The 13302-nt window shown below is 64.1% G+C and carries 11 protein-coding genes; 6 read left to right on the forward strand and 5 right to left on the reverse strand.

Going from position 1 to position 13302, the window contains the following annotated elements:
* The first annotated feature begins 6 nt into the window (after window positions 1-6).
* The 3 genes from NL1_RS30440 to NL1_RS30450 all read left to right on the forward strand — a co-directional run bounded on the left by NL1_RS30440 (window position 7) and on the right by NL1_RS30450 (window position 3707).
* Window positions 7-1200, forward strand: a complete 1194-nt coding sequence (locus NL1_RS30440; RefSeq protein WP_307624208.1) for a putative sulfate exporter family transporter — start codon at window positions 7-9, stop codon at window positions 1198-1200.
* A 209-nt stretch (window positions 1201-1409) separates the two neighbouring features.
* Window positions 1410-2078, forward strand: a complete 669-nt coding sequence (locus NL1_RS30445; RefSeq protein WP_084511154.1) for a hypothetical protein — start codon at window positions 1410-1412, stop codon at window positions 2076-2078.
* Window positions 2079-2255: 177 nt separating this feature from the next.
* Window positions 2256-3707: an NAD(P)/FAD-dependent oxidoreductase gene (locus tag NL1_RS30450; RefSeq protein ID WP_307624197.1), complete on the forward strand. Its 1452-nt coding sequence runs from the start codon at window positions 2256-2258 to the stop codon at window positions 3705-3707.
* 54 nt (window positions 3708-3761) lie between these two features.
* Here NL1_RS30450 and NL1_RS30455 read toward each other — a convergent pair whose 3' ends face one another.
* Complete coding sequence (locus NL1_RS30455; RefSeq protein ID WP_067846620.1) at window positions 3762-4949, reverse strand: Ig-like domain-containing protein; 1188 nt, start codon at window positions 4947-4949, stop codon at window positions 3762-3764.
* A 221-nt stretch (window positions 4950-5170) separates the two neighbouring features.
* On the opposite strand from NL1_RS30455, the gene NL1_RS38305 reads away from it, so the two are divergent.
* Together NL1_RS38305 and NL1_RS30465 are read left to right on the forward strand one after the other, a co-directional pair.
* On the forward strand, window positions 5171-6085 hold the full coding sequence (locus NL1_RS38305) for a YncE family protein (protein ID WP_162272783.1): 915 nt from the start codon (window positions 5171-5173) through the stop codon (window positions 6083-6085).
* A gap of 112 nt (window positions 6086-6197) precedes the next feature.
* The gene (locus NL1_RS30465) at window positions 6198-7034 is read left to right on the forward strand and encodes a peptidoglycan-binding domain-containing protein (protein WP_067846626.1); all 837 of its coding nucleotides are present in this window, start codon (window positions 6198-6200) and stop codon (window positions 7032-7034) included.
* A 121-nt stretch (window positions 7035-7155) separates the two neighbouring features.
* Here the strand turns inward: NL1_RS30465 and NL1_RS30470 are convergent, their stop codons facing one another.
* The 4 genes from NL1_RS30470 to NL1_RS30485 form a co-directional block, all read right to left on the reverse strand.
* Window positions 7156-8118, reverse strand: a complete 963-nt coding sequence (locus NL1_RS30470) for an endonuclease/exonuclease/phosphatase family protein (RefSeq protein ID WP_067846629.1) — start codon at window positions 8116-8118, stop codon at window positions 7156-7158.
* Between the two features lie 41 nt (window positions 8119-8159).
* The gene (locus NL1_RS30475; protein ID WP_067846632.1) at window positions 8160-9113 is read right to left on the reverse strand and encodes a hypothetical protein; all 954 of its coding nucleotides are present in this window, start codon (window positions 9111-9113) and stop codon (window positions 8160-8162) included.
* 109 nt (window positions 9114-9222) lie between these two features.
* Complete coding sequence (locus NL1_RS30480) at window positions 9223-10389, reverse strand: hypothetical protein (RefSeq protein ID WP_067846635.1); 1167 nt, start codon at window positions 10387-10389, stop codon at window positions 9223-9225.
* 559 nt (window positions 10390-10948) lie between these two features.
* Window positions 10949-12109 (reverse strand): lipase family protein, encoded by a 1161-nt coding sequence (locus NL1_RS30485; protein ID WP_067846686.1) that lies wholly within the window; start codon window positions 12107-12109, stop codon window positions 10949-10951.
* Window positions 12110-12826: 717 nt separating this feature from the next.
* Here NL1_RS30485 and NL1_RS30490 point away from each other — a divergent pair.
* A complete protein-coding gene (locus NL1_RS30490; protein ID WP_067846638.1) occupies window positions 12827-13270 on the forward strand; it encodes a hypothetical protein in 444 nt (147 codons plus the stop codon).
* Window positions 13271-13302 lie beyond the last annotated feature (32 nt).

The raw sequence follows: 13302 nt of genomic DNA on the forward strand, positions 1-13302 counted from the left end.
CGCACCATCACCCGCTGCCCGCTGCCCGCTGCCCGCTGCCCGCTGCCCGCTGCGCACTGCCAACCGACCGCTGCCCGCCGCCCGCGACCGCAGCCCGCCCGCTCGCCGCGACAACCTCAGTCCAGGATCATGGTTCCCTCCGAAACATCCTCTCCACCAACCATTCCCGCAAAACCCGGCCAATCGGCGCGACCACACGGAGTCATCGGCCGTATCGCGTCGTGGGTCGGCGAGCACTGGCCCGGGCTCGCGCTGGCCACCGTCGCGGTCCTCACCGCCTCGATGCTGGGACGATGGCTACCCGCGATGAGCCCACTGCTGGCGGCGATCGTCCTCGGCGCGGTCGCAGCGAACACCATCTCCCTCCCGCAACGGCTGCAACCCGGATTGCAGTTCTGCTCCAAACGCCTGCTCCGCATCGGCGTCGCACTGCTGGGCCTGCAAGTGACCTTCACCGACATCCTCGGACTCGGACCCGCAGCCTTGGCGGTGGTCATCGCGGTCGTCGTCCTCGGTATCGGCGGGACCATGCTGCTCGGCAAGATCCTCGGCCTGAGCTGGACCCAGCGACTGCTGATCGCCTGCGGCTTCTCCATCTGCGGAGCCGCCGCCGTCGCCGCGGTCGACAGCGTCGTCGACGCCAAAGAAGAAGAACTACTGACCACCATCGCGCTGGTCGTCGTGTTCGGAACGACGCTCATCGCCCTCATCCCCGCCGCCACCCACACCCTCGGGCTCGACGACCAAGCTGCCGGTATCTGGGCCGGTGCCGCGATCCACGAAGTCGCCCAAGTCGTCGCCGCCGGGGGCGCACTGGGCGGGGCCGCGCTCACCACCGCCGTCGTGGTCAAACTCGCCCGCGTCGTCCTGCTCGCCCCTGTCCTCGCCGTCATCGGCTGGCAGCTACGCCGCCACACACCGGAATCCGCGAAACACCGCTCTACACCACTGGTTCCGGTGTTCGTGCTCGCCTTCCTCACCTGCGCGGCACTACGCACCACCGGTGTCGTGCCCACCGCCGCCTTGGAAACCGCACGCGCACTTCAGATCACGCTGCTCACCGCCGCGATGTTCGCACTCGGCACCGGTGTCCGCCTGCACACCCTGGCCCGCATCGGAATCCGCCCCCTCGTGCTCGCGACCGCAGCCACGCTCTGGATCACCGCCATCGCGCTGACCGGTGCACTCCTCGCAACCTGAACCACGAACCACACCACCGATACCTCACACCGCCGCTCGCTCATGGTTGACCATCGCTCCTGTGGGGGACTGTCTGAATACCGGGGGAGTTACTGGTGGGATCGCATATTCAACTCTCGCGTGTTGGCCCGTCCAGCTCTGGAATTGCTAGTGATCGTGACGTCTGGCAGGGGCGCGCTGATGTCAGAGGGATCCGGTTGGATGAGCCCGTGACTGTCTATGACGTAGCCCGCCGGCTTCCGCCCATCGCCGGCCTGCGGGAGCTGTGCCGCTCGCTTGCGATGGTCGACGCGATCCTGAGCCCGGACTGGGAACGCCGGTACTACTCCTTCAACGCCGCCTGGGCCGAACGCGAGGAGATCGCCTCGATGCGCAACGGGTCGGGAGACGAGTACTCCATCGTGTTCTCGGTGGCCGGGGTCTATGTCCGCGGTTTCAGCCACGAATCGCCGATGAGCCCGTATGGCCATGACTGCGAGCCCTGGCCGGGAGTGATCGACGATGTGCCCGATGTCTTCAAGCCCTTCGTCGACGAGCCGGCGTTCACCGACGAAGACGGCGTACCCGTCGTGACGGCCTGCTTGTGGCGGGAGGCGACGGATGATCAGTGGCACCACGGCAGGATCGACTTCCCCTCGGACCATGCCGACCCTGATGGGGCGACAGGTCTGTTCCAACTATTGGTCGACCGCTCACCCGAAGCGTTCCAGCGCTTCGCCGAGGACTATTACGAGGCCCCTGTGGACCTGGAAGCGGTGCGTCACGTGTATGCCTTGCGGCCGCTGGACCAGGAACTCGTGTCGTCGTTGAACGAAGAGGTCACCCTGGCGGACCTGGCCCAGGACATCTCCGAAATCGGCTATCCGCAGGCCCGCTGAGCGCCGATCTGTCTGCCCACCAGCACGTTTTGGTGCAATCGAACGAGATCCGGCGCTGAGCCCACACCGGGGCTTTCTGTGGCCTTCGACGTCCGTTGACAACCGTGTTCGGTGGTGGTTGCATCGGCTGTACCAGGTAGCAGGGGGTTTGCTATGGAATCGTCCGACAGGAAACCGGTGCGGACACAGACATGCGATGTGTGCGTTATAGGGGCGGGGATAGTTGGGCTGAATGCCCTATTCGTCGCGAGCCGTTACCTGAGCCGCGATCAGAAAGTCATCCTTGTGGACCGGCACCCGCGGGCAGGCGGGATGTGGGTCGACACGTATCCGTACGTCCGGCTGCATCAGCCCCATCCGCTGTTCACCGCGGGCGACATCAAGTGGGCGATCCGGAAGGATCGTTCCTACCTCGCGACGAAGAGCGAGGTCCTAGAGCATTTCGAGCACTGCCTGCAGACTATCGGACAACGCATCCAGGTCGAGGAGTACTTCGGCTGGGATTACCGGTCGCACGAGGAAACCAGTGGCGGCGTGCGCGTTACCTGCACCGGACCCGACGGCGCGCCGCTCGTGATCACGGCAACCAGGCTGATCAAAGCGTTCGGGGCCAACGTCGTGCCGAAGGAACCGCTGCGTGTGTCGAGCAGCCTGGTGCGGTCGGTGTCACCCAATTACTGCGATATGCGGAGCGGCGAGATAGGCCGCAGTGGCACACCGGTGTGGATTATCGGCGGCGGTAAAACCGCGATGGACACCGCTTTCGCGCTGATCACCACCTACCCGGGCCGGGAAGTGAACCTCGTTGCCGGGCCCGGGACCATCTTCATCAATCGCGAGCGGATCGTGCCGCGCGGAGCGCGCCGCTGGTGGGGCGGTGTCATGCCGAACCGCCTGTTCGCCGATATCGCACGCCATTTCGACGGAACCAACGAGTCCGAGGTCCAGGATTGGCTGCTGGCGACCGCCGGACTGTCCGTGACCCCGGAATCGGGCAACTTCTTCGCGGGCCTGTTGTCGGAGACCGAGCAGAGGACCATTCAGGAGGGCCTGAACACGGTCGTCATGGATCACTTCCAGGATGCGGTCGCCCGCGACGGTGCCGTCGAGTTGGTGTTCCGCAGCGGCGATACCGCGGCGATCATGCCCGGCAGCTGGGTCGTGAACTGCACCGGCTACCTGCTGCATGCGACTACACCCTATGAGCCGTACGTGTCGCCCAGCGGCTCGGTGCTGTCGATTCAGACACGCTCGGGGACATTCGGGTTCCCCTCGTTCGGCGGCTACTTCCTCACCCACCTGATGTTCCGAGACAAGCTCCGGGAGCTGCCGTTGTACGCCGTCGACGCGGACGAGCTGCGGACGAAGACAGGAACGGCAGCCGCACTCGCATACACCGCTCTGACGCTGCACCTACACAATCTGAGCATCATCTACGACGCGCTCGGGCCGTCGGTGTTCCTGCGGTGCGGAGTCGATTTCGACCGGTGGTATCCGATACACCGGCGCCTGGGCGACACCGCGCATTTCCTGCGGACGCATCGGCGCGACCGGGAACACAACCGCCGGACCCTCGACACCGTCCGCGAACGATTCGGCGTCCGGTGCGGCCCGGTGGTCGGCGTCTGAGGCCGTCGGTCCCGCACCGACCTCACGCGGAATTCGCTGACCTGCCTTTTCGTGTCATGTGTGGGCGCCGCCGCGCAGCCAATCGGACCAGGGTATGCCCCAATCGCCGTTCTGCCAGATGTCGAGGGGGTCGCCGCCGGTGTTACGGACCTCGACGACGTCGCCGGGGGTGACGAAGTCGTAGAACCATGCGGCATCGTCGGGGGCGAGGTTCAGGCAGCCGTGTGAGACGTTGGTGTTGCCTTGGGCCCACATAGTTGCGGCTAGTTCGTGGACGAAGATCCCGTCGTGGCTGATGCGGACCGCGTTGTTGATGCTCGTGCGGTAGCCGCCGGAGTTGGTGGGCAGGCCGTAGGTGGCGGAGTCCATGATCACCGGGTTGTTTCGGTCCAGCACGGTGTAGATGCCAGGGTGGGTCCAGAACGACATGTATCTGCCTCCGACAACCATGGTGCCGCCCTTGCCCATCGATGTGGGCATGGTGCGCACCAGGTTTCCGTTGTCGAATACCTCGATCTGTTTGGTGTCGTCGTCGGCGATCGCGACGTGCGCGGGGCCGATGATCACCGACACCCGCTGATCGCGCAGGCCGTAGCGGCCCTCACCGAGCGCGAGACCGAAGAGTTCGGCCTCGATCGTGATTCTGGTTCCCGGTGCGTGATAGTGCTCGGGCCGCCAGTGTGCGTTGTGATCGTCGAGCCAGTACCAGGCGCCGGCGACGGCGGGCTGGGTGGTGACCTTCAAGTGGCGTTCCGCGGCCGCCCGGTCGACGGGTTCGTCGAAATGGGCGACGAGCACGAAACCCACTCCGTAGGTGTCGTTTTCGGCCAGCTCGACGAGATTGGCGGAGCGCAGGGAGACGTCGAGGAGCTGTTGCGGTCGCACCGTGGTGCAGGTCGTCGTCGCGGTGACGTCGCCTGCTTCGCCTTGCGCCACGGCTCTCGCGGTGTAGGTGTGTCCGTAGCCGAGTGGTTCGGCGCTGGTCCAGGTGCGATGATCGGGTGCCGGTGCGCCGGGCAGCGATCTGCCCGTTTCGTCGATCCATTCGACCGACCGCAGTGTCCCGTCGGTGACCGTGACCGTGCCGGGGCTGCGCGCATCGACGTCGTGGGTGCCGGGTGGGGGATCGAATCGGATTGTGGCGGGTTTGGGGGGCGCGGGCTCGAGCTGCCCGCATCCGGCCAGGGTGAGGCCACACGCACCGGCGAAGCCGATCAATAGCCGACGACGTCCCAATGCCACCGCGTATCTCCCTTCGCTGGGGTGCAGCAGGGTCGACCTCTGTCCGCCAGCATGTGGCAGTAACGCGGTGGCCGAGACATCAACGAGCGGTATCTCCACCGATCCGTCGCACAACCGACACCGTTCCGCGATTGATCCGGATTTTTCGGACGAAGTCGGCATGCCCGGCGATCTTCGATCAATTGGTCCCCGAGTCGGCCCGTGGCAACGACAATGATCGAATGAGAAATGTCGCAACAATCGCAGTCGGCGCCCGGCCGACGTGCCTGGCAGCATTTCACGACCACGTGTGGGTCACGAATACCGACGACGACAGCGTATCGATAATCGAATGTGCGACAAAGTCTGTCATCGCAACGGTGAATGTCGGCTCTCGTCCGGCGGGTTTGACGATCGATCCGCAGTCCGGCGTCTTCGTGGCCAACAGCGGCGACGGCACCATTACCGTACTCGACCGCGACCACACATTCCGGGCCACGATCGAATGCGAGACAAGCGCCGGTGGCCCACCGCAGCCCATCGGGTTGGTGAATCTGCATGCTGCGGCCATGGTCGTCGTGATCAACAGGAAAGGCGGAGTAGGGAAGATCGATCACGGCGGTCAGCTACCCAGCTCCAGCATCTTCTTCGACGGCGGCGATCATCCCTTCGTCTTCGACGGCGTCGACCGCAGTCCGCACGGGGTGGCGGTCGCCTCCGATCCCACCCGGTTCGTGTACGTGACCAATCCCGCCGCCGACAGTGTTTCCGTCTTCGACACGAGTGCGGGCGTCCCTCGCCGCCGTGCGGTTACCCCGGTCGGCAGGCGACCGGTGGGCGTCGCCTCTCATCCGCGGCAACCACTGACTTATGTCGCGAACTCGAGGTCCGACACCCTCTCGGTAATTCGCGGGGAAGAAGAGATAGCGGTGGTCGATGTGGGCCCGCGGCCGTTCGGCGTGACCGTCGGCCCCCAGGGGCACATCTGGGTCACCCACGACGGCGGTGCAGTGACGGTCGTCGACGCATTGACCAACACCGTCGAGGCAACAGTCGAGGTCGGCTCGCGTCCGACCGGTATCGCCGTCGACCCCAGAACCGGCCAGGCCTACGTCGCCAATAGCGGTGAGGGCACAGTAACCGTCATCGAGCGATGAGATGGCCGCACCTGCTTCCGAACTCGACCATGCGCGATCGACCGTTTGTCGAAAGCCGTCCAGCCGCGATGACGAGCGTTGCCTGGTAACCACCTCGAAGGGATGACGAATCATGGGACTCAGGAGCATGCTGCTCACCTCGCCGGCCCCCGACCAGCAACTGGAGAACTGCCTGATTTCCGATCCGGCACACATAGGAGAGGGCATCAATGGCGTCGGCGAGCACGTGCGCCGGATTCAGATCGCGCTCAACGAGGTCGACGGCGCCGGTCTGGAAGTCGACGGCATTTATGGGGACGACACCGGCGACGCGGTCGAGGACTACAAGAACGTGCGCCGCATCCTGGCCCCGGGGCAGACCACGGCCGACCGTATCGTCGGCAAGCGGACAATCGGGTTTCTCGACGACGAGGTCTTCGAATTCGAGAACACGATGCCACCCGAGACCGGCCTCGTCTCACCGAGCGAGGCGGGCCTTCCGCATCCTCACTCACAGTGTGCGACCCCGCCACGGGTGGTCAACCCGGGGCCCGACGGCCGCGCCGAGCATCGAGGCACACCGATCAATCCCATCGGAAACGCGATGAGGATCAACATCTACGGCGAAGGTGAGACCGACTATCTCGGCTTCGCCGACTTCGCCACCGAACCGCAGCACGCCCGTAGCCGGCCGATGACGTCGACGTTGGTCGACGGATGTGCCAGCGATATCTGTGTGCGCAATGCACCGCTGAGCGTGGTGACCCTCAACGAAATCCGGCGGATCGCCCAGTCGGCGCTGGTCGGCGGATGCCGGTTCACCTACAGTTCGAACCAGGAACTCTTCCGGACCCCACGCACCGACATCCTGAGCCTGGGCACCGTGATTCAGCAGCACCGCATCGCCAATCCGAGGAATCCGAGCAGCACGGTGGACGACATAGAGGTGTGGGTCGTCGACATGTTCTGACAGCGGGCGGGCCTTTGTCGGCAGGGCCGCCGGCGTCGATTCGTCAGCAGTTGGTGGGCGCAGGCGGGACGGCCGATCGGGCTGTCCACTGCCATCGCGACGGACTCAGGGGATGACGAACTCATGGATCGATGACCGCGATCGGGTTGAACACAGCGTGGAGTCCGAAGTGGTCGGAGATGTGTAAGCCGTTGTGCGTGAATTTCACTACTGTGACCTCGGAGGTGATCGGACAAACACGGGCCGCCGGTCGCAGCAGGATGTAGTCCAGCCTTTGATCGCTGTTCGGCCGATCATCTGTGTCTTCGTAGAAGGTGTTGTTCGTGACGAAGGTGGGACCGCTGGCGATCGGATTTCCGACCAGGGTCCAGGAGTCCCGGAATCCGTCGAAAGCGCGCAGTAGATACGTGTAGTCGCCGGGGCGCTCTGCGGGAATGTTCAAGTCTCCCATGACGATCGTGGGCAGCTCGTGGTCGGCGTGAGTGTCGACGAATTCGCGCATGTCTGCCAGTTGGGCATACAGCGTCGGCTGTCCCGCTCCGGTCGAAATATTCTGCGTGTGCGAATAGAAGATATCGAGCGCGGTAGGCCATCCGGTTCCGCGGACCCGAATGTGCAGGATTCCCTTGTTCGCCCAGCAGTCGACCCCGTCGCATTTGTCGAAGATGAAATCGTTCGACGCGAGGAGTGGAAACTTGCTGAGTAGTAGCAGGCCGCCGTCGGATTCGAAGCCGAACTGGTCGGGTCCTTCGCGGAAGTACGGGTAGATGTCTTTTACGGTGGTGCGAATCTCATCTCGCTCGGAGTCCTTGAAGACCTCACAGAGGCCGACGATGTGCGGGGACAACGCCCGGAGGCGCGCGCAGATTTCGGCGACGGCACCGGCGCGGTCGGTGCCGAGATACGGTGCAGGCGCGACGAGTAGCGCCATGTTTTGGGTCAGGACCGAGATGGGCCCGGCTCGGGCGCCGAGCCGGACGTGGCCGCTCGGGCGACCGAGAATCTGCCGGAGACTTTGCCGGGTGCTCGCGCCTGCTCCGAATCGATGCTCGGCCAGTTGGCGGAGCGAGAAACTGGCGCCCATCACCGCACCATCCTTTCGTGTCGATTTCGTTCGATGCGCTGCTACAAGTCGTCTGCCAAGGGGACGCGATAGTGCTTGAAGTACACGTCGTCACCGTCAGGCCAGTCGTTGTCGAGAAGGATGACATGAACGTGCGTTTCGACGCCGTCGTAGGAGATGCCCTCCCAGATGGTGAGGCCTTCGACCTCTTCGCCTTCGCCGCCATCCTTGCGGATGGGGGCCCTGCCGAGATAGTGCCCGTTGAGGACGCTGTAGCAGCGGATGTCATCGGTGCGGTTCGAAGCAAGAAGTACGTGGCCGTTCTTGGAGAAGACCGCGCCCTGAACGAACAACAGCTTTTCCGGCAGCACGATGTCGGCGTCGGGCACATGCACGAATTGCGGCCCGGCCGAATCCAATCGGTACGCATAGAGCGTGTCGTGAGCAATGCTCGCGGTGATCTGGGCGCTGTAGAGCAATCCGTTCCAGGGGTTCACCGCGCACCATGCGCTGCGCGTCTGTGGTGGCGGCCCGCCCGATGCGCCTACCAGTGGAGCCGACCACCATCCGGTGAACGGTGGCGTATCGATGACGACGATCTTCACGGGATCGTCCATCGCGCAGTAGATGCGGCCTTTGTAATAGTCGAGAGCCCCTAGGTGGTCGCTGCCGTTGCCGGACAGCTTGACGTGGTCCACGATTTGATTGGACAGTGAGATCCGGTAGACGCGTTGCCGGCCAGTGCTGCTGGACTTGCCCGCGTTACTCGACACGTACCAGTACTTCTCGTCGTGTGTTACGCCCTGGCACTCCTCCGTCCAGTCCTTGTTGGCGAACTCCTTCTCGGCGGCCTTCACCCATTGTTCGGGTTTGGGAGACCTCGTTGCCTTCATGATGTCTCGCAGTCGGCCCGACGGCGGAACCACGTTGAAGTCGGTGGGGATTCGGATGCCGGCGGCGGGCGACTTAGGCTCGCCGATCTGCGCCAGATGCTCTCTCAAACCGAGTTCTGTCATCTCGCTCTCGCAATCGCTCGAGTAACGCTGAGCCGACCGATTTCGGTCGGCTCAGGTGGCCCGGCCCGGCTGTAGCTGATGTCTCCGGGGCCAGGTGTGTATCGGTGTTCTACTGCAGGCTGATGAGCATCGGGACCATGCCCTGGCCTTCATCCAGGGAATCGAGCGCCTTGCCGATGATGGTTCCGAAGGCGCGGGCCGGCTCTGCGGCCCTCATCGCGCACCCCGGGCTCGGGGATGTGGTGAGCAGATCTCCGACCCGGATGCTGCCGTAGCGGGCGTCCGCGCAGCACGCCACCTTGCCCATGACCGAGATGGGCATCCGGGTGTCGTCCGGTGTCTCGCCGCGGTCGAATACGAGCCCGGGCCGATACCTCTCGGCGCCGGACACGACGCCCACCACTGTCTGGTCGTAGGCAATCGAACAGGGGCGGAGTTTGCCGTCCTGCCCGACTGTCATGACCATTCCTGCTGTCACGTCCACGGGGTCGGCGACCTCGAAATCCTCGGCGGCATCCGCATGGCTGAGATGGATCTCGCCCTTGGAGCCGTCCAGTCTGATCTGCTGTCTGTTCTGCTTGTCGCGGACAACGAGTTCGCCGTCTCTGCCTTGGCAGCCGATAGCGACCCTGGCAGTCCCGTCGATCTGAACCGCATTGTTGTTGCTGGCCGCATCCTTCACCCAGATGAGTCCATCGTGACCGTTCAGGACGACTCGTGTCTTGCCCTGATTGTCACGAGCGCTAACAGAGCCCCCACCGGCCTCCTTGCCGCCGAGGAAGAGGGCGGCGCCGTCGAGTTGGAAAGTCTTGTTTCCGCGCGCATCCTTCACCCAGATCTCGCCCTCGGCCCCGTCCAGCTTGATCCGCTCTTTGAAGACATCCAGATCGAGCGAGGAGGTCGGAGGGCGATGGCCGAGATATAGCACGCCGGTGTCGACTTGGAAATTGAACAGTATGTTGCCGTCGCTGTCTCGTACGACGATGCTGCCCGCGTCGTCCAACCGGAGGCGCTCCTTGCCTGCGGCATCTTTCAGCCAGATCTGACCTTCGCCACCATCGAGCTTGATCCGCTCGTCGTTCGCCGCATCGCGGACGATGAGATCACCCTCGTTGTCTTTTCCGCCGAGATAGAGCGCGGCGCGCAGACCGTCGAAGTGCAACCTCAGTTCCCCTTGCGAATTCCTGACCACAATGTCGCTCTGTGTGGCGTCGAGCTTGATTCTTTCCTTGTCGGCGTCGTCGCGAACGACGACTTCACTCTTGAAATCAGGCATGGCAGCCTCCTTCCGTGGTGGACTGCGTCCTCGGTCGTGAGGCGAATCCGATCGAGGTCGAAAAATGCTGGCCTCGAGGGATATCCTTCGCGCGGGATCGCTACTCGACGTGAGTAGCGCACTACGCGAATCGCGCTCGATATGGCGCGATTTCGCTTGATCCTTCGACTATCGGCCGGCGCCGAGCAGAGTTCGTCCGAGCCGCGTTCTCGGACGAGAGCATCGTCGTGTTGCTCGGCCGGCTCGTCCCTGGAATCGCCGCCGTGCTCGGCGCGCTGTGTCATCGCGCAGCCGGTTGTCTACGCCTGGAATCCGCCTGGTTCGCAGGAGAGTCCAACGGTTCCACGACCGCATCGATTTCCGTTATGCCGATAGGGATTTGGTCCGATTCTGGCGCTATTGCCAGGGTACTGCTCGACCGCGACCATTCCGCTCATCGAGGAATTCCCTCGGCTGAACCGACGATGGATTGCGATCAGGCGGCACAGCGTGCCCCAACAGTGGCGGCGGCCCGCAGTCGAAACCGCGAGCCGCCGCTTCGTCAGCAGTTGCTGCTTCGTCAGCAGTTGCTGGGCGCAGGCTCACCGCGAACCCGGGCGGAGAGCCACCCCAGCACCTCGGGTGCGCCGATCAACGCCGCGGACAGATGTTCGGGTGCGGACACCCGCTGCGTCTGCAACTGCACCCCGGCCTCGCACCAGCGGCGGTCGGTGTTCGCGATGGCATCGACCGGAATCAACGGGTCGGTGGGGGAATGCCATTCGAACATCGGTATCTGCGGCAACCCGGGGTAGAGCTCCAGGCTGTTCTGCTCCACCACCGCACGGGCTTCCGGCCAGTCGAAGAGCGACTGGTTGGCGACGTAATCGCGAACGCCGGTGTTGGCGCCCAAGGCGAGGATTTCGTTGGTGCAGCTGTTGGCCATGGCGTCGCGGACCGCGAGGCCGCGTGCATTGAGATACATGCCGAGCGGCACATCGTTCGGGTACTCGCGTTCCAGACCGATTGCCACCGCCATCACCAGTCCGAAGGCTGGATGCGGATCGTGGCGGACCGCCTCTGCCATGGTTACCAGGTTCATCGGAACGCCGCCGATGGCCGCGCCCGCGATATCCAGCTCGGGCGCGTACAACGGTTGCAACGCCGCCGCCCATGAGGTGGCGATGCCCCCGCCGGAGTAGCCGGCCATCACTACCGGGCTGCCCCCCACGGCGAGTTCGGGCAGCCGTTTGGCCGCACGGATGCCATCCAAGGTGACCTGCCCACCCAGACGGGCGGCTCCGAGGGCGAACTGTGGCCCGAGATGATCCGGCAGCGCGACACTCCAGCCCTGCTGCAGAAACACGTTCAGAACCGGTGCCGTGGTCGCGAGATTCAGATCGCCCTCGTACAGCCTGCGTGCTACCGAACAGGCGGTGCCGAGTGAGTTGATGAAATGCTGATACGACAGCAGCGGCGCGTCGGGCCGATGGCCTGCGGGCGTGAGGATCGTGGTGGTCGCCGCGATCGGCGCGCCATGCGAGTCGCTGGACCGGAACTCGACCTGCCTGACGGTCGCGCCGGGGAAGAGGAACAGCGGCGGCATCTCCCGCACGTCGAAAACGTCGCCGGGTGAGTGTGCTGCCAGATTCGCCGGCGCGGCGTAGAACGGGTCCGGATCGGGCCGCGGATACAGCGGTTCCGCGGTTGCTGTCGCCGCGAGCAGCAGCCCGAGTGCCATACCGCCGAGCGCACCGAGGACATCGGTCACAGGGTTGCGCTTGGCGCCGAGAAGACGAAAAAACGGACGAGTCACGAGCTTTGACCTCCACGGAGAGTGACGCGGAATTTGTCGACCAGCCATCTTGAATTTGAGTGCCTTTGTCAGCAAACGCTCAGCGACACGTCAAAGGGTAAACCGAACTCTTGGCTAACACGTGCAGAATCGATGCCGACAGCGATCTTGGAGCGGCAACCCCGGGGTGGAACGTGCCGAAGGAGACCGTTGAGAGCAGCTGTTTCGACCGTCTTGGTAGATCTCTGGGCGTCAGCATGCGCGGCGGCTGTCGATCATGATCCGTTCCGCCCGTATGCGGCGCGATCGGTCGATTCCGTTTCGGGCATGATCAGGGCGATCGTGGAGCTATCTCCAGTTTCCACTGATAGACGCATCGAGCGCTCGACGCGGACGCGGTCCCCGACACGGCGCCGGGCCGGTTGCACTACCTGTGCCAGTGCGAGGGATCGGCGAGTTCCCGTTATGCGCTGTCGCCTGTACCGACCACGTGCTGCCGAATCTCTCCTCGATCCGCGCCGAGACATGCCCAGGCTCGGTACTGGGGCTCCCCGAATTCGGGTAGGCGACTACCCGTTCGAATGGCCGACGGCGGTGCGACACTCGCTGATGGCACGACCTGTGCCATCTATATCCATCCAGCTACACGAGGCGGTGAATGCAATGTCGGTCGAATTCGATTCGGGATCGTTTACTACCAGCGGCCTCATCCCGCACAAAGTGACCGAGTTCGTCCTCGACAGGACTGTCGACATCGTTCTCGGACTCCAAGTCGACCAGAACGACAACGGGTTCTTTCTCGCGCTCATGCTTCGTACTCCAGGCGGAATACCGGAAAGCGTGAAGACCTCTGCGGTCTCCTTCGCCGCGGGTACCTCGCTGGAGATCAGGTTCGATGCGGTTCCGGCAGGCATCTACTCCATAGTGATTCAACCTCTCGGCGGCACCGTCGCCGGGACCTACCGAGCGCGCTGGGAGAACATCCTCGAACGAGGGATCGACGGCATTCCGGTCGTTCTTCCCGAGGAGTCACACTTCGGGGAATTCGAACCGATCTCCCAGGACCCCGATACGCAGGTGGTGCCGTTGGTGCCGGTCGGACCTTAGGAAGAAGGCACTTCCCGATCGCCGCTCACTCC

This window comes from Nocardia lijiangensis NBRC 108240 (genome assembly GCF_001613045.1).
In the GTDB taxonomy this organism is placed as follows: Bacteria; Actinomycetota; Actinomycetes; order Mycobacteriales; family Mycobacteriaceae; genus Nocardia; species Nocardia lijiangensis.